General features: G+C 72.2%; 16 protein-coding genes. 5 read left to right on the top strand and 11 right to left on the bottom strand.

Annotation, left to right across the window (positions count from 1 at the left end):
• Positions 1-338 precede the first annotated feature (338 nt).
• Together AB0O40_RS13735 and AB0O40_RS13730 are read left to right on the top strand one after the other, a co-directional pair.
• Positions 339-1,826, top strand: coding sequence for an AlkA N-terminal domain-containing protein (locus tag AB0O40_RS13735; RefSeq protein WP_365039730.1), 1,488 nt, complete (start codon positions 339-341; stop codon positions 1,824-1,826).
• A gap of 122 nt (positions 1,827-1,948) precedes the next feature.
• Positions 1,949-2,479, top strand: a complete 531-nt coding sequence (locus AB0O40_RS13730) for a methylated-DNA--[protein]-cysteine S-methyltransferase (RefSeq protein WP_365039727.1) — start codon at positions 1,949-1,951, stop codon at positions 2,477-2,479.
• Between the two features lie 96 nt (positions 2,480-2,575).
• Here the strand turns inward: AB0O40_RS13730 and AB0O40_RS13725 are convergent, their stop codons facing one another.
• Positions 2,576-3,073 (bottom strand): NUDIX hydrolase, encoded by a 498-nt coding sequence (locus tag AB0O40_RS13725; protein WP_365039724.1) that lies wholly within the window; start codon positions 3,071-3,073, stop codon positions 2,576-2,578.
• 9 nt (positions 3,074-3,082) lie between these two features.
• Positions 3,083-3,544 carry a MarR family transcriptional regulator gene (locus AB0O40_RS13720; protein ID WP_365039721.1) on the bottom strand — a complete coding sequence of 154 codons (462 nt, stop codon included), beginning with the start codon at positions 3,542-3,544 and terminating at the stop codon, positions 3,083-3,085.
• Positions 3,545-3,646: 102 nt separating this feature from the next.
• On the opposite strand from AB0O40_RS13720, the gene AB0O40_RS13715 reads away from it, so the two are divergent.
• Entirely contained in the window at positions 3,647-4,510 is an 864-nt protein-coding gene (locus tag AB0O40_RS13715) for a haloalkane dehalogenase (protein ID WP_365039718.1), read from the top strand.
• 25 nt (positions 4,511-4,535) lie between these two features.
• On the opposite strand, the gene AB0O40_RS13710 is transcribed toward AB0O40_RS13715, so the two are convergent.
• Together AB0O40_RS13710 and AB0O40_RS13705 are read right to left on the bottom strand one after the other, a co-directional pair.
• Positions 4,536-4,955, bottom strand: coding sequence for a DUF1992 domain-containing protein (locus AB0O40_RS13710; protein WP_365039715.1), 420 nt, complete (start codon positions 4,953-4,955; stop codon positions 4,536-4,538).
• A 107-nt stretch (positions 4,956-5,062) separates the two neighbouring features.
• Positions 5,063-6,760, bottom strand: a complete 1,698-nt coding sequence (locus AB0O40_RS13705; RefSeq protein WP_365039712.1) for a BCCT family transporter — start codon at positions 6,758-6,760, stop codon at positions 5,063-5,065.
• A 142-nt stretch (positions 6,761-6,902) separates the two neighbouring features.
• On the opposite strand from AB0O40_RS13705, the gene AB0O40_RS13700 reads away from it, so the two are divergent.
• Positions 6,903-8,051, top strand: a complete 1,149-nt coding sequence (locus AB0O40_RS13700; RefSeq protein ID WP_365039709.1) for a glycerate kinase — start codon at positions 6,903-6,905, stop codon at positions 8,049-8,051.
• Positions 8,052-8,109: 58 nt separating this feature from the next.
• Here the strand turns inward: AB0O40_RS13700 and AB0O40_RS13695 are convergent, their stop codons facing one another.
• Positions 8,110-8,331 carry a dTMP kinase gene (locus tag AB0O40_RS13695; RefSeq protein ID WP_365039706.1) on the bottom strand — a complete coding sequence of 74 codons (222 nt, stop codon included), beginning with the start codon at positions 8,329-8,331 and terminating at the stop codon, positions 8,110-8,112.
• A gap of 120 nt (positions 8,332-8,451) precedes the next feature.
• On the opposite strand from AB0O40_RS13695, the gene AB0O40_RS13690 reads away from it, so the two are divergent.
• On the top strand, positions 8,452-10,005 hold the full coding sequence (locus tag AB0O40_RS13690; protein ID WP_365039703.1) for a helix-turn-helix domain-containing protein: 1,554 nt from the start codon (positions 8,452-8,454) through the stop codon (positions 10,003-10,005).
• 302 nt (positions 10,006-10,307) lie between these two features.
• On the opposite strand, the gene pssA is transcribed toward AB0O40_RS13690, so the two are convergent.
• The 6 genes from pssA to AB0O40_RS13660 form a co-directional block, all read right to left on the bottom strand.
• Entirely contained in the window at positions 10,308-11,147 is an 840-nt protein-coding gene (gene pssA / locus AB0O40_RS13685; RefSeq protein WP_365039735.1) for a CDP-diacylglycerol--serine O-phosphatidyltransferase, read from the bottom strand.
• A 25-nt stretch (positions 11,148-11,172) separates the two neighbouring features.
• The gene (locus AB0O40_RS13680; protein ID WP_365039700.1) at positions 11,173-11,829 is read right to left on the bottom strand and encodes a phosphatidylserine decarboxylase; all 657 of its coding nucleotides are present in this window, start codon (positions 11,827-11,829) and stop codon (positions 11,173-11,175) included.
• Positions 11,830-12,004: 175 nt separating this feature from the next.
• On the bottom strand, positions 12,005-13,210 hold the full coding sequence (locus tag AB0O40_RS13675; protein WP_365039697.1) for an acyl-CoA dehydrogenase family protein: 1,206 nt from the start codon (positions 13,208-13,210) through the stop codon (positions 12,005-12,007).
• Positions 13,211-13,212: 2 nt separating this feature from the next.
• The gene (locus AB0O40_RS13670) at positions 13,213-13,725 is read right to left on the bottom strand and encodes a MaoC family dehydratase (protein ID WP_056562929.1); all 513 of its coding nucleotides are present in this window, start codon (positions 13,723-13,725) and stop codon (positions 13,213-13,215) included.
• A 3-nt stretch (positions 13,726-13,728) separates the two neighbouring features.
• Positions 13,729-14,703, bottom strand: a complete 975-nt coding sequence (locus AB0O40_RS13665) for a CoA ester lyase (RefSeq protein ID WP_365039694.1) — start codon at positions 14,701-14,703, stop codon at positions 13,729-13,731.
• Positions 14,700-16,760: a protein meaA gene (locus AB0O40_RS13660; protein ID WP_365039691.1), complete on the bottom strand. Its 2,061-nt coding sequence runs from the start codon at positions 16,758-16,760 to the stop codon at positions 14,700-14,702. Before AB0O40_RS13660 ends, AB0O40_RS13665 begins: the two co-directional genes overlap by 4 nt.
• Positions 16,761-16,782: the final 22 nt, after the last annotated feature.

Genomic DNA, 16,782 nt, shown 5'->3' with positions numbered 1-16,782 from the left:
GCGCCTGGCGCTTCATCCTGACCGTGACGACCGGCTCGATCTCGCCCGGGTCCTTCCAGGTCTCCGAAACCGGTGGGCGGCTGCCCCCGGAGCCCCCGGCCCCGCCGCTCCGCGACGGGGTTTCGGGGCTCCGCCCCGGACCCCGCGCCTCAAACGCCGGCGAGGCTGGTAGGGGGGACAGCCCACGCCGGCGCGGCTGGGTAAGGGGACAGCGGGGCCGCGCTGGGTAGGCCGGGGCGTGCCGGCGGGGGGTCGGGGATACTGGGACCCGGCGCGGCGGCGGGCTCGATGTCGGAAAACCGCCAGCCCCGACCCCGCCCATGCCGGAGGCTAGAAGCATGCACACCGACACCGAGCGCTGCGTCCGCGCCGTGCAGTCGAAGGATCCCCGGTTCGACGGGTGGTTCTTCACCGCCGTCCTGACCACCCGGATCTACTGCCGGCCCAGCTGCCCGGCCGTGCCGCCGAAGGTCGAGAACATGACCTTCCTGCCCAGCGCCGCCGCCTGCCAGCAGGCCGGCTTCCGGGCCTGCAAGCGGTGCCGGCCGGACACCAGCCCCGGTTCCCCCGAGTGGAACGCCCGCGCCGACGCGGTGGCCCGCGCCATGCGCCTGATCCGCGACGGCGTCGTGGACCGCGAGGGCGTCCCCGGCCTGGCCCGCCGCCTGGGCTACTCCACCCGCCAGATCGAGCGGCAGCTCAACGCCGAGCTCGGCGCCGGCCCCCTCGCGCTGGCCCGGGCCCAGCGCGCCCAGACCGCCCGGCTGCTCATCGAGACCACCGAACTCCCCATGGCCGACGTCGCGTTCGCCGCCGGCTTCGCCTCCATCAGGACCTTCAACGACACCGTGCGGGAGGTCTTCGCGCTCTCCCCGAGCGAGCTGCGCTCCCGGGCCGGCCGGTCCCGCCGGCCCGGCGCCCCCGCCGCGCCCCAGGCCCCCGGCGTGCTCTCGCTGCGGCTGCCGTACCGGGCCCCGCTCAACCCCGACAACCTCTTCGGCCACCTCGCCGCCACCGCCGTACCCGGGGTCGAGGAGTGGCGCGACGGCGCGTACCGCCGCACGCTGCGGCTCCCGTACGGCACCGGCGTCGCCACCCTCACCCCGCAACCGCACTACATCGGCTGCCAGTTGGCCCTGACCGACCTGCGGGACCTGACCATCGCCATCAGCCGCTGCCGCTGGATGCTCGACCTGGACGCCGACCCGGAGGCGGTCGACGACCAGCTGCGCACCGACCCGCTGCTCGCCCCGCTGGTCGCCAAGGCCCCCGGCCGCCGGGTGCCGCGCACCGTCGACGCGGCCGAGTTCGCGGTCCGGGCCGTCCTCGGCCAGCAGGTCTCCACGGCGGCGGCCCGCACCCACGCGGGCCGTCTGGTCACCGCCCACGGCGAGCCCGTCGAGGACCCCGGCGGCGGCCTCACGCACCTCTTCCCCTCGCCCGAGGCGCTGGCCGCCCTCGACCCCGGGACCCTGGCCCTGCCCAAGAGCCGGCGCACCACCCTGACCACCCTGGTCGGCGCGCTCGCCGACGGCTCCCTGCCGCTGGGCATCGACAGCGACTGGGACCAGGCCCGCGCGCTGCTCGCCGGACTGCCCGGCTTCGGGCCCTGGACCGTCGAGGTGATCGCGATGAGGGCCCTGGGGGACCCGGACGCCTTCCTGCCGGGCGACCTCGGCCTGCGGCGCGCGGCACAGGGCCTGGGCCTGCCCCACACCCCCGCCGCCCTGACCGCCAGGGCCGCCGCCTGGCGCCCCTGGCGCGCGTACGCGACCCAGTACCTGTGGGCCACCGACGACCACCCCATCAACCGACTCCCGGCCTGACCGGCCTGACCGGCCTGACCGGCCCGCGGCCCCTGCCCGACCGGCCGCGGCCGGGCAGCCCCGACCGACCGGCTGCCGGACCGACCGCCCGCAGCTCCCGACCGACCCGAGGAACGATCTCCATGGCACGCACCACCGGCCCCTCGACCGGCTCCGCCCGGATCCACACCGTCGTCGACAGCCCGTACGGCCCGCTCACGCTGGTCGCCACCGACGGCGTCCTGTGCGGCCTCTACATGACCGAACAGCGCCACCGCCCGCCGGAGGAGGCCTTCGGCGAGCGGGTCCCGCCCGCCGAGGGGCCCTTCCCCGAGGTCGTACGCCAGCTGACGGCGTACTTCGCGGGCGAGCTGACCACCTTCGACCTGCCGCTGCGGATGGAGGGCACCGACTTCCAGCGCAGCGTCTGGGAGCAGCTGACCCGCATCCCGTACGGCGAGACCTGGTCGTACGGCGAACTGGCCGCGAAGCTCGGCAAGCCGGGCGCCTCGAGGGCGGTCGGCCTGGCCAACGGCAAGAACCCGGTCGGCATCATCGTCCCCTGCCACCGCGTGATCGGCTCCTCCGGCTCGATGACCGGCTACGGCGGCGGCATCGGCCGCAAGCAGCGACTGCTGGCGTTCGAGAGCGGGGGAGAGGACGGGCTGTTCTGAGGGGGTGGACCCCAGCAGCCTCGCTGGGGGCACCTCCCAGCGGTAGCTGGGGGAGTTTGAGACGCGGGGGCCACGGTAGGGGGACGGCGGCGGCGGTCAGGCCGCCACGACCCGCCCGTCCTCCAGCTCCAGCGGCCCCGCCCCGGTCTCAAGCACCTCGTACGCCGCCTCGATCCGCAACCCCAACGCCCCCGGCAGGTACGCCGTCAGCTCGGTCGCCGGCACCAGCCGCCACGACAGCAGCTCCGCCTCCTGCAGCCGGATCGCCGCCAACTGCCCGGCCGACAGCACCCCGCCGTCGTACACGTACGCCACCAGCGGCGGCCGGGCGCTGCCGCGGACCCAGTCCACCGCGAGCAGCCGGCCGAGCGGCAGGTCCAGCCCGATCTCCTCGGCGGTCTCCCGCCGCGCCGCGGCGCGGGGCGACTCGCCCTCGTCCGACTCGATGGTGCCGCCGGGCAGCGCCCACCCCTCGCGGTAGTTGGGCTCGACCAGCAGCACCCGCCCCTCCGCGTCCCGGAAGAGCGCGGCGGCCCCGGCCAGGACCTTGGGCAGGGAGGCGATGTACGCGGCGTACGTGTCTGTCGTCGTCACGGGCCCAGCCTAGGCCTCGGGGGCGGGGGTGCCGGCCCGCGCGTGGTGGTCCGTCAGGCGGGTGAGGAGCCGGGTGAGCTCCCGGCGCTCGGCCGGGTCGAGGGGCGCGAGCAGCTCGTCCTGGACGGAGGCCAGGAGCGTGTCGAGCCGGCGCAGGCGGGCGCCGCCCCGCTCCGTGATGGTGATGACGTTGCGCCGGCGGTCGGCCGGGTCGGGCGTGCGCTCCACCAGCCCCCGGGCGCCGAGTTCGTTGATCACCGCGACCAGGTCGCTGCGGTGCACGCGGGTGCGGGTGCTGAGTTCGGCCTGGCTGGCGGCCCCGGACTCCTCGAGTGCGGCCAGCACGGCGTAGTGCCACTTGCGGGAGTCCTCGGCGGCCAGCGCTTCGCCGACCAGCCGGTCGGCGTGCATCGCGGACAGGGACAGCAGCCTGCTGGGCAGGGCCCGGAGCCGGTCGGGGGTCGCAGTCATGCCGTCACCCTAGGCCATTGCGTTAGTGCCACTAACCATCTATGTTCGTTGGTGCCACGAACGTTAGTGTCACTACCGATTTGGGAAGAGCGAGGGACCGTCATGCCCGAGATCCGCGTACTGGATTCGACGATGTACTACGAGGACCGCGGGACCGGCGTCCCGTTCGTCTTCCTGCACGGCAACCCCACGTCCTCGTACGTCTGGCGGCACGTGCTGCCGGGGCTGGCGGGGCACGGCCGGCTGCTCGCCCCGGACCTGATCGGCATGGGCCGCTCGGGGAAGCCGGACATCGCCTACACCTTCGACGACCAGGCCCGGTACCTGGACGCCTGGTTCGACGCCCTCGGCCTCACCGACGCCGTACTGGTCGGCCTGGACTGGGGAGGGGCCCTCGCCTTCGACCGGGCCGCCCGGCACCCCGGCCCGGTCCGGGGCGTGGCCTTCATGGAGACCATCCTGCGGCCCATGACCTGGGACGAGTACCCGGCGGCGGCGCGCGACCGGTTCAAGGCCTTCAAGGAGCCGGGCACCGGCGAGGAGCTGGTGCTCGAGCGGAACGTCTTCCTCGACTCCTTCGCGCAGACCGTGCTCGGCGGCCTGTCCGAGGCCGACCGGGAGGTGTACCGGGCCCCCTACCCGACCCCGCAGAGCCGCCGGCCGCTGCTCCAGTGGCCGCGCGCGATGCCGGTCGGGGGCGAGCCGGCGGACGTCATCGCACGGGTGGAGGCGTACGACGCCTGGCTCGCGGCCAGCCGTGACGTGCCCAAGCTGCTGCTGACCTTCGACTCCTCGCCCACCCTGATGATCGGCCCCGAGCTGACGGCCTGGTGCGAGCGGCACGTCGCCGCCCTGGAGGTCGCCGCCTGCGGGCCCGCGGGCCACCAGGCACCGGAGGACCGGCCGGCGGAGATCGCCGCGGCCCTGCGCGACTGGTCCCGCCGGCACGGGCTCTCCGTCGCCTGAGGCGGCGCCCCCGACCGGCCGCCGGTCAGGCCCCGGAAGGCCCCCCGTCACGGGCGGCCCGCCACTCGCGGACCGCCTCCTCGACGTCGATGCGGCGGCGGCCCAGCGGGGGACCCGGCGGCGGGCGCAGCAGCATCGTGGTGATCTTCTCGTTCAGGGGCTCCAGCAGGGCCCGGACGGCCCGCTCGGAGGGCGCCGAGGCCACCGCCGCCAAGGCGTCCTCGATCTCCTTGCGGAGCGCCAGGGCCGGCGGCAGCATGCCCGTCACGCCCTCCTGGGCCATCTTCCGCCGGATCCACCACAGCTCGTCGTACGGTTCCTCGATCCCCGGCAGCGGCTTCCCGAAGCCCGGCAGCTCGGCGAACTCGCCGCGCTCCTGGGACGTGCGGATCTGGTGGTCGACCCAGGACTCGAAGCTCACGCCCGGTGGTTTGCGCTCGGTCACGGCACCCCTTCCCGCCGGGAGCCCCCTCGGCCCCGCGGCCTGCGTCCGTCCCCTCCACCGTAATCCGCTGCCGCCCGGAAGCGGGCCGGGCCCGGCTGGACGAGCGGCTACTCGCCGCGGTCCTCGCGGTCGCGGCGGGCCTCGGCGGCGCGGCGCAGCCGGGGGTGGCGGTCGGTGCCCTGCTCGGTGATGGCGTCGCCGACCATCGCGCGGACGGCGTCCCGCATGCCGTGCAGCGCCGGGTGCCGGGCCGGGCCCGCGCCCGGGTCCTCCCGCAGTTCCTTCACCAGCGCCCAGCACAGCAGCAGCATCACGATCACGAACGGCAGCGCGACCAGGATCGTCGCCGTCTGCAGCGACTTCAGCCCGCCCGCGACCAGCAGGACGGCCGCCACCGCGGCCATCAGCACGCCCCAGGTCACCACCAGCCAGGTCGGCGGGTGCAGCGAGCCCCGGCTGGTCAGCGAGCCCATCACCAGCGAGGCGGAGTCCGCGCTGGTGACGAAGTACGTCATGACCAGGATCATCGCCAGGTACGAGGTGACGGTGCCCAGCGGCAGGGCGTCCAGCATCGCGAAGAGCGAGGCCTCCGGCCCGTCCTTGACCCGGGCCGCCAGGTCGGCGGCGCCGGTGGAGTCCAGCCGGATCGCGGTGCCGCCCATCACGCAGAACCACACGACGGTCGCGCCGCTGGGCACCAGCAGCACGCCGACCAGGAACTCCCGGATGGTGCGGCCCTTGGAGATGCGGGCGATGAAGGTGCCGACGAAGGGCGCCCAGGAGAGCCACCAGGCCCAGTAGAAGATCGTCCAGGCGCCCAGCCAGGTGCGGTCGGTGAAGGCGCCGGTCCGGCTGGCCATCGGCAGCAGCTGGTACAGGTAGTTGCCGACGCTGGCCGGGATCACGTCCAGGACGTAGACGGTCGGGCCGAGCAGGAAGACGAAGAGCATCAGGGCCCCGGCCAGCACGATGTTGATCGTGCTCAGCCACTTCACGCCCTTGTGGAGGCCCGAGAAGGCCGACAGCACGAAGGCCGCCGAGAGGGAGCCGATGATGATCAGCTCCAGCGCGGTGGAGTCCTCCACCCCCGCCGTGATGTTCAGGCCCTCGGCCACCTGGAGGGCGCCGAGCCCGAGGCTGGTGGCGGTGCCGAAGACGGTGGCGAAGACCGCGAGCAGGTCGATGGCCTTGCCCTGCCAGCCGTCCGCCCGGCGCGCGCCCATCAGCGGGACGAAGGCCGAGCTGAGCCGGTTGCCGCGGCCCTTGCGGAAGGTCGCGTACGCCAGTGCCAGCCCCGCGATGCCGTAGATCGCCCAGGGGGTGAGCGTCCAGTGGAAGAACGAGTACTCCAGGGCCGCCCGGGCCGCGCCACCGGTCCCGGGGGCCGCGCCGGTGGCCGGCGGCGGGGCCAGGTAGTGCTGCAGCGGCTCGCCGACCCCGTAGAACATCAGGCCGATGCCCATGCCGGCGCTGAACATCATCGCGATCCACGCGAGGTTGGTGAACTCCGGCTCCGCGTCGTCCGCCCCGAGCCGGACCCGGCCGAACCGGCCGGCCGCCAGCACCACGCACATCACCAGGAAGACGTCGGCGGCGATGACGAAGAGCCAGGCGAAATTGGCCAACACCCACTTCAGCGCGGTGCTCGACGCGGTGTCGAAGGAGCCCTTGGCCAGGGCGGCCCAGGCGACCACCGCCAGGACCGCCACCACCCCGATGATGACCACGGTACGGTCCGGAGTGTCCGCCCCTTGGTCCCCGGGAGGCAGCTCCGGGGGTGTCCGCTCCACTGAATCCACGCTCATGCCGCCCCACTATGGGGGTGAATATCACCATTTTCCGGCGTGGCGCGCCGGGTGTGGCCCAGGCCACCCATGGGCATAGGAGGATCCTCCGGATAGGCTCGGGGTGGCGCGACTGCACGTTCGAAAGCAAGGGATTAGCAAGGTGACGGACGGGGCAGTAACTGTGGCCGCGCGCGTTCTCATCGCCGCGGACAAATTCAAGGGCTCGCTCACGGCCGTTCAGGTCGCGGAGCGGGTGACGGCCGGCCTTCGCTCGGCCGTCCCCGACGTGGAGGTCGAAACCCTCCCCGTCGCGGACGGTGGCGACGGCACGGTAGCGGCCGCGGTGGCGGCCGGTTTCGAACGCCGGGAGGTACGGGTCACCGGCCCGCTCGGCGAGCAGGTCACGGCCGCCTTCGCGCTGCGCGAGGGCACCGCCGTGGTGGAGATGGCCGAGGCCTCCGGGCTCCAGCTGCTCCCCAAGGGCGTCTTCGCCCCGCTGACCGCCAGCACGTACGGCTCCGGTGAAGTCCTCAAGGCCGCCCTGGACGCGGGCGCCCGCACGATCGTCTTCGGCGTGGGCGGCAGCGCCACCACCGACGGCGGCGCGGGCATGCTCGCCGCGCTCGGCGCGGTGTTCCTGGACGCCGACGGCGAGCCGGTCGGCCCGGGCGGCGGCGCCCTGGCGCAGCTGGCCACGGCCGACCTCTCGGGTGTGGACCCGCGCTTCGCCGAGGTGGACTTCGTCCTCGCCAGCGACGTGGACAACCCGCTCACCGGCCCCAAGGGCTGCGCGGCCGTCTACGGCCCGCAGAAGGGCGCCACCCCCGAGGACGTGGCCACCCTCGACGCGGCCCTGGCGCACTACGCGCAGGTCCTGGAGAAGGCGATCGGCCCCAAGGCCGCCGAGCTCGCCGCCTCCCCGGGCGCCGGCGGCGCCGGCGGCATCGGCTACGGCGCGCTGCTGGTCGGGGCGAGCTTCCGGCCCGGCATCGAGCTGATGCTGGAGGTGCTGGGCTTCGCCCCGGCGCTGGAGCGGGCCACCCTGGTCATCACCGGCGAGGGCTCCCTCGACGAGCAGACCCTGCACGGCAAGGCCCCGGCGGGCGTGGCCGCCGCGGCGCGGGCGGCGGGCAAGGAGGTCGTCGCGGTCTGCGGCCGGCTGCTGCTCACCCAGGACGCCCTGACGGCGGCCGGCATCCGCCGGGCCTACCCGCTGACCGAGCTCGAGCCCGACCCGGCCGTGTGCATCGCGAACGCGGGCCCGCTGCTGGAGCGGGTCGCGGCGAACATCGCGGCCGACGTGCTGTAGCCGGGCACCCGAAGGCCCCCGCACCGATCCGGTGCGGGGGCCTTCGCGTACCCGGCGGCTACCGCTCGCGGCTGCCGGCCAGCAGGGCGCGGGTCCAGGCGGTCAGCTGCCGCACGATCGCGGCCGCCTGCGCGCTGCGGCGGCGCGAGAACGGCAGCACGAGCAGGGCGGGCACGGACGCCGCGGTGACGATCAGGACGGGCAGCAGCGCCAGTCCCACGATGAGCACGCGGGCCGCCCAGCGGGCGGTGGCGAGGAGGGATCCCCAGGGAGCGTTCACGGTCGGTCCGGTCCTTCCCGGTTCGGCTGGTTGACGCTGCTCAGCCTGGGCAGGCCCGATAGCGTGCGACAGGTCGCAAGGGGTTGCCACTGCGGTGGCAAGGCGTACGGGGGACCGCTGATGCCTGAGATCGACCGCCCAGCTGCCACTTCCTCGGCCGTGGAGCGGGGGGAGGTGCCGGAGGTTGCGGAGCTGGGCAGGGCCTTGCGGGCCCTGTTCACGACCCTCGGCGTCTCCCAGGCCGCCTACGGGGTCCGGGTGGGCCTGGAGGAGTCCTCGGTCTCCCGCTACCTGAACGGCCGGCGGCTGGCCACCGAGGACTTCGTGGACCGGCTGATCCGGGAGGTCGGCCGGCAGCGCGGCGCCCCGCTCACGGACGGGGCCCGGGCCGCCGTCCACGACCTGCGGCTGGCCGCACTCGGCGCCACCGACCCGGCCGCCCACGAGCTGGAGCGGCTGCGCCGCGAGATGGACCGCTCCCGCCGCACGGTCGAGCGCCTGGCCCGCCAGCAGGAGGCCCTGCACGACCTCCTGGAGAAGCGCGAGGCCGAGGCCGACGCGGCCCGGGCGGAACTCTCGCAGCTCCGCCGCGACTGGTCCGCCGACACCGCCGCCGCCCGGCGCGACCTCGCCCTCACCGCCGAAGCCGCGGCCCGCTCCGCCCGCGAAGCCCTCCGGTCGGAGATCGCCCGACTCCGCGCCGACCTGGCGGACACGGCGGCGCTCCGTTCGGAGGCGGAGTCGCGCTGCGCGGCCCTTGAAGGGCGGGTACGGGGGCTCGAGGAGGAGATCGCCGCCCTGCGGCGCAGGGCGTCCGGGGCTGCCGAGCTGCCGATCGGCGAGCTGTTGCAGCACCTGGCCGGGCTCGACGCGGCGTCGGACACCCGGGGCCTGGGCCGGGCCCTGGCCGACGTCGCGGCGACCAGTCCGGCGGAGGACGTCTGCGAGGTGGTCCGGTGGCTCGGGCAGAGCGGCTGGGAGCACCGGGCGCAAACCTTGATCCGGGACGTGGCACGGACCCGTCCCGTCGACGTCGTGGGTCATCTCGGCGACCTGCTGGGGGCCGGCTCCGACCGCATGGGGTTCGAGGCGATGCTCTGCCTCGCCGAGTCCCGGTCCGTGGCCGAGCTGGCCGCGCTGCACCGGCACTGGTCCGGTGCGCGCTGGTACGCGTCGCAGGACCTGCTGGCGTTCCTCGTCCACGTCAGCGGGCAGCTCGACGAGGTGTTGGAGATGATCGACAACCTGGCCGACGGGGGCGATCCGGTGGTGCCCGGCCTGCGGGAAGCAGCCGACGGCTCCCCGAACGAGCTCCTGCCGGTCCTTGCGGAACTGGCCTGTCAGGGGCGTGACGGCCTTGCTCGGGAGCCCTTGTACGACCTCATGGACGACACCCGGTCGGGGAGTCTGCGACACCTGTTCGACGACCACCTGGGGCGGCTCCCCGCCACCCGGCAGAGCGCGATCATGGAACTGATGGCGCAGGCCCCGCTGCGCACCCTCCTGGACTTCCTCGACGCCCTCCGGGCCTCCCGGCATTCGCGCGACCGGGCGGAGGCGTTCTACGGGCTGGTCGACCGCTCCGACCGAGGGGCCGAGATCCGCTCGTACCAGGGCCACCGCGCCCGCGTGTACCCGCCGCGGCCCGGCGCCGAGGTGACCGGGGGCACGTAAGCCGTCCGCCGCCGGCGGTGCGGGCGTACCGGACGACACCACCCACTCGGCCCGGCATCACGCCGCCCCCGCCGGGTACCACTCAGGTGCCTGTCCGCTGCGTCATGACGGGAGCCGCCGGTGAGTGCATGGGAATGGGTCGGCGTGGGGCTGGGCGGCTGGTGTGCCGTGTCGGTGCTGGTGACCGGGTTGTACGCGTACGGGCGGGCCCGGCACAAGCGGGGCCGGGGCTGACGAAAGGCGAAGGGCCCCGGACGCCGCCATGGCATCCGGGGCCCTCGCCCACTCCGTACGGCCGGCCGTTACGGCTGGGCCACCTTCACCGGCTCCGCCGCACCCGCACGGGCCTCGCGACGGTTGTGCCGGAAGGTGTTCACCCGGCGGGTGGTCGCGAAGAGCGGGATGGTCGCGGCGAGCACGATCTGCAGCGCACAGCCCGTCTGGAGCAGCAGCTGACCGCCCGGCGCGTCGAACGCCCAGGCCGCCAGCAGCCCCATCGCACCGACGATCCAGCTGAGCATCGCCACCGCGAGGACACCCCGCGGCTTGGGGTACTCGACCCGGCTCACCATCAGCCAGGCCACGCCGACGATCGCCAGCAGGGTCGGCACGAACGGCAGCTCCAGCAGCACGATCGAGACGACCGTCAGTGCTCCGAAGGGGCTCGGCATGCCCTGGAACATGCCGTCCTTCATCGTCACGCAGCTGAATCTCGCGAGTCTGAGGACGACGGCGAGCAGCACCACGATCGCCGCGAGCGCCGACATCCGCTGGTGCGCGTCGTCGGCGACCATGCCGTAGACGAGCACGAAGTACGCGGGGGCCAGGCCGAAGCTGATCAGGTCCGAGAGGTTGTCCAGCTCGGCGCCCATCGGCGAGCTGCGGAGCTTGCGCGCCACCAGCCCGTCGCACAGGTCGAAGATCGCGGCCAGCAGCATCAGTATCACCGCGGTCGCGGCGCTGTGACGGGCCATACCCGACTCGTCACTGCCCGTGAGGTGCGGGATGAGGATGCCGGTGGTGGTGAAGTACACCGCCATGAAGCCGCAGGTGGCGTTGCCGAGAGTGAGGGTGTCCGCTATCGACAGCCGCAGCGAGAGCGGCATGTCGTCGTCGGACTCCTCTTCCACGGCCTCCGGCACCCAGCCGGTCGCCGGAGTCTCCGGATCAGTCACGGTCAATGCGAGTCACCCCCGCCGTCGTGGCCTGACCGACCTCGACCGCGACCTCGACGCCCTCGGGGAGGTAGATGTCGACGCGCGAACCGAAGCGGATCAGACCGATGCGTTCGCCCTGTTCCACCTTGGTGCCCTGAGGGATGTACGGGACGATGCGGCGGGCCACTGCACCCGCGATCTGCACCATCTCGATGTCGCCGAGCTCGGTGTCGAAGTGCCAGACAACGCGCTCGTTGTTCTCGCTCTCCTTGTTGAACGCCGGGACGAACCCGCCGGGGACGTGCTCGACGGACGTCACGGTGCCGGCCAGCGGCGCGCGGTTGACGTGGACGTTGAGCGGGCTCATGAAGATCGCGACCCGGGTCCGGCCGTCCTTCCACGGCATGATGCTCTGCACCACACCGTCGGCGGGGGAGATGACGCGGCCCGGAGCGATCTCGCGCTCGGGATCGCGGAAGAACCACAGCATGCCCGCCGCCAGAGCGGTGGTGGGCACGGCCACCGCGGCCCAGCGTCCGGACTTGCGGGCCCGGGACAGGCTGAGCGCCGCGGTGGCGACGGTCGGCAGAAGCCACGGCGATGCTCCGCGCGCGAGGCGTACGCCGTTGAGGCTGTCGCGGTGTGCAGAGGTTTGGCTGTGGGGCATGGATGACCTTCGTAGCGGATGATGCCGCGCCGCAAACGGGGGACGGGACGGCGGCTTTAACTGGAATGCTATCGGTTGCGCGCAACAACTGGGCAAGCCAGAAGCCGAGTCGGTGGCCGGAAGCCAGTGACAGGGTGTGACCCTTCTCGCGGACCATCCGCCACAAAAGGGACTTTCAGCCCTGGAGCCGGTACTCCTCGAGCAGGCGACGCCCAATGATCATTTTCTGGATCTCGGCGGTACCTTCACCGATCAGCAGCATCGGGGCCTCCCGGTAGAGGCGCTCGATCTCGTACTCCTTCGAGAAGCCGTATCCACCGTGGATGCGGAAGGCGTCCTCCACGACTTCCTTGCAGTATTCGGAGGCGAGGTACTTCGCCATCCCTGCTTCGAGGTCGTTTCGTTCCCCGGAGTCCTTTTTGCGTGCTGCGTTGACCATCATCGCATGGGCGGCCTCGACCTTGGTAGCCATCTCGGCCAGCTTGAACTGGATCGCCTGGTGCTCGGCGATCGCCTTGCCGAAAGTGTGACGTTGCTGGGCATATCCCACGCCCAACTCGAAGGCACGCTGAGCGACGCCACAGCCACGGGCCGCCACGTTGACGCGGCCGACCTCGACCCCGTCCATCATTTGGTAAAACCCTCGGCCGGTGGTGCCGCCAAGGACCCGATTGGCCGGAATGCGCAGTCCGTCCATGATGAGCTCGGTGGTGTCGACGCCCTTGTAGCCCATCTTGTCGATCTTGCCCGGGATGGTCAGGCCCGGACGGACCTCACCGAAGCCCGGCTCCTTCTCGACGAGGAAGGTGGTCATCGACTTGTGCGGGGCGGTGCCCTCGGGGTGTCCTTCGTCACTCCGCACCAGCACGGCCACCAGCGTGGAGGAGCCGCCGTTGGTCAGCCACATCTTCTGGCCGTTGAGGACGTACTCGTCGCCGTCCTTGACGGCCTTGGACGTGATGGCCGACACGTCCGAGCCGAGCCCCGGCTCCGACATCGAGAACGCGCCACGCACCTCGCCCAGCGCCATCCGCGGCAGGAAGTGGTCCTTCTGCTCCTGCGTGCCGTGCTGCTTGAGCATGTACGCCACGATGAAGTGCGTGTTGATGATGCCCGAGACGGACATCCAGCCCCGCGCTATCTCCTCCACGCACAGCGCGTAGGTGAGCAGCGACTCACCGAGACCGCCGTACTCCTCGGGAATCATCAGGCCGAACAGGCCGAGCTCCTTGAGCCCGTCCACGATCTGCTGCGGGTACTCGTCGCGGTGCTCCAGCTCGGTCGCGACCGGGATGATCTCCTTGTCCACGAATTCGCGGACGGTCTTGAGGATCTCCTGCTGGACCTCGGTGAGCCCGGCGGTCTGGGCGAGTCGTGCCATGGCTACTTCCCCTGTTCCTTCAGCTGGGGCCGGCCGGGCTGCTCGCCGCCGCGCTCCTTGATGTACGTCTCGGTCGGGACCATCACCTTGCGCCGGAAGACGCAGACGAGGGTGCCGTCCTGCTTGTAGCCCTTGGTCTCGACGTAGACGATCCCGCGGTCGTTCTTCGACTTCGAGGGGGTCTTGTCCAGGACCGTGGTCTCGCCGTAGATGGTGTCGCCGTGGAAGGTCGGCGCCACGTGCCGCAGCGACTCGATCTCCAGGTTGGCGATGGCCTTGCCGGAGACGTCCGGCACGGACATGCCCAGCAGCAGCGAGTAGATGTAGTTGCCCACCACCACGTTCTTGCCGAAGTCCGTGGTGTTCTCCGCGTAGTTCACGTCCATGTGCAGCGGGTGGTGGTTCATGGTGAGCAGGCAGAAGAGGTGGTCGTCGTACTCGGTGACCGTCTTGCCGGGCCAGTGCTTGTACACGGCGCCGATCTCGAACTCTTCGTAGGTGCGTCCGAACTGCATGGCCTAGCCCTCCGGGATCTCGAACTTGGTGGTGCGCTGCATCCCGGCGGCCCGGCCCTTGCCCGCGATGACCAGGGCCATCTTGCGGCTGGCCTCGTCGATCATCTCGTCGCCGAGCATCGCGGAGCCCTTCTTGCCGCCGGCCTCCGAGGTGCACCAGTCGTACGCGTCGAGGATCAGCTCGGCGTGGTCGTAGTCCTCCTGGGAGGGGGAGAAGACCTCGTTGGCCGCGTCGACCTGGCCCGGGTGCAGCACCCACTTGCCGTCGAAGCCCAGCGCGGCGGCCCGGCCGGCCACCTCGCGGTACGCGTCCACGTCGCGGATCTGGAGGAAGGGGCCGTCGATGGCCTGGAGGTTGTGGGTGCGGGCCGCCATCAGGATCCGCATGAGGATGTAGTGGTAGGCGTCCGCCGGGTAGCCGGGCGGCTGCATGCCCACGACCAGGGACTTCATGTTGATCGAGGCCATGAAGTCGGCCGGGCCGAAGATGATGGTCTCCAGGCGCGGGGAGGCGGCGGCGATCTCGTCGACGTTCACCAGGCCCTTGGCGTTCTCGATCTGCGCCTCGATGCCGATCTTGCCGACCTCGAAGCCCATGGTCTTCTCGATCTGCGTGAGCAGCAGGTCCAGGGCCACCACCTGCTGGGCGTCCTGCACCTTCGGCAGCATGATGCAGTCGAGGTTCTGGCCCGCGCCCTCGACGACGGTGATCACGTCGCGGTAGGTCCAGTGGGTGGTCCAGTCGTTGACCCGCACGACCCGGGTCTTGCCCGTCCAGTCGCCGTTGTTCAGCGCGTCCACGATCGTGTGGCGGGCGCCCTCCTTGGCGAGCGGCGCGCAGGCGTCCTCGAGGTCGAGGAAGACCTGGTCGGCCGGCAGCCCCTGGGCCTTCTCCAGGAAGCGCGGGTTGGAACCCGGCACCGCGAGGCAGGAGCGGCGGGGACGCAGCCGGTTCACCGGGTGCAGGGGCTGGGTCATGCGGAGACCTCCGAGATTTCGAGGGGGCTGAGCTTGTTCGCGATGCGGATCTCGTCGACGATACGGCCGATGATCTCCGTGATACCGAAGTCCTTCGGGGTGAAGACGGCGGCCACACCGGCCGCGCGCAATTCCTCCGCGTCGGCGTTGGGAATGATGCCGCCGACGATGACGGGGATGTCGGGCGCCCCCGCCGTACGCAGCCGCTCCAGGACGTCCGGGACCAGCTCGCCGTGCGATCCGGACAGGATCGACAGGCCGACGCAGTGCACGTCCTCGGCCAGCGCCGCGTTGACGATCTGCTCCGGGGTGAGCCGGATGCCCTGGTAGACCACCTCGAACCCGGCGTCGCGGGCCCGCACCGCGATCTGCTCGGCGCCGTTGGAGTGGCCGTCCAGGCCCGGCTTGCCGACCAGCAGCCGCAGCCGGCCGCTACCCAGCTCGTCGGCGGTCCGGGCGACCTTCTCACGGACCTCGGCGAGCGGGGTGCCCGGCTCCGCGGTGACCGCCACCGGGGCGGAGGAGACCCCGGTCGGGGCACGGAACTCGCCGAAGACCTCGCGCAGCGCCCCGGCCCACTCGCCGGTGGTGACGCCCGCACGCGCGCACTCCAGCGTGGCCTCCATCAGGTTCTCGTCGCCCGCCGCGGCCTCCTTCAGCCGCTCCAGCGCCTGCTGGGTGGTGGGGAAGACGAACGGGTCGCCGCCGCCCTGCCGCTCGGTGGACTCCTGCCGCTCGGCCTTCCAGCGCACGATGCCGTCGCGGACCTTGGCCTCGACCCGGCCGTCCACCGTCATGATCGCGGTGTCCAGGTCGGCGGTGAGCGGGTTCTCCTCGGTGGTCTCGAAGATGTTCACCCCGACGATCTTGTCCTCGCCGGCCTCGATCCGGGCCCGCCGCTCGGCGTGCGAGGAGACCAGCTGGGACTTGAGGTAGCCGGACTCGACGGCGGCCATCGCGCCGCCCATCTCCTCGATCCGGGCGATCTCGGCCAGGCAGTCGGCGACCAGCGCCTCGACCTTGGCCTCGATCACGTGCGAGCCCGCGAAGATGTCCTCGTACTCCAGCAGGTCGCTCTCGTGCGCCAGGACCTGCTGGATGCGCAGCGACCACTGCTGGTCCCAGGGCCGGGGCAGCCCCAGCGCCTCGTTCCAGGCCGGCAGCTGGACCGCGCGGGCCCGGGCGTCCTTGGAGAGGGTGACGGCCAGCATCTCGAGCACGATCCGCTGGACGTTGTTCTCCGGCTGGGCCTCGGTCAGACCGAGCGAGTTGACCTGGACGCCGTAGCGGAAGCGCCGCTGCTTGGCGTTCTCGATGCCGTACCGCTCCCGGGTGACCTGGTCCCAGATGCGGCCGAAGGCGCGCATCTTGCACATCTCCTCGATGAAGCGGACGCCCGCGTTCACGAAGAACGAGATGCGGGCGACGACCTCGCCGAACCGGTCCGCCGGGACCTGCCCCGAGTCGCGGACCGAGTCCAGCACGGCGATCGCCGTGGACATGGCGTACGAGATCTCCTGGACCGGGGTGGCGCCCGCCTCCTGCAGGTGGTAGCTGCAGATGTTGATCGGGTTCCACTTCGGGATGTTGTTGACCGTGTACGCGATCATGTCCGTCGTCAGGCGCAGGCTCGGCCCGGGCGGGAAGACGTGCGTCCCGCGGGAGAGGTACTCCTTGACGATGTCGTTCTGGGTGGTGCCCTGGAGCTGGGAGATGTCCGCGCCCTGCTCCTCGGCGGCCACCTGGTAGAGCGCCAGCAGCCACATGGCGGTGGCGTTGATCGTCATCGAGGTGTTCATCTGCTCCAGGGGGATGTCCTGGAACAGCCGTCGCATGTCACCGAGGTGGGACACCGGCACGCCCACCCGTCCGACCTCGCCGCGGGCGAGGATGTGGTCGGGGTCGTAACCGGTCTGCGTCGGCAGGTCGAACGCGACCGACAGGCCGGTCTGCCCCTTGGCGAGGTTGCGGCGGTACAGCTCGTTGGACGCCTCGGCCGTGGAGTGGCCCGCGTACGTCCGCATGAGCCACGGCCGGTCCTTCTGGCGCTCTGTCATCTCAGGCGATCCTCAAGGCCGT

Source organism: Streptomyces sp. NPDC089919 (assembly GCF_040684615.1).
Classification (GTDB): Bacteria; Actinomycetota; Actinomycetes; order Streptomycetales; family Streptomycetaceae; genus Streptomyces.
Note: the sequence above shows the minus strand (reverse complement) of the source record. Positions and strands in the feature narration are given on the sequence as shown.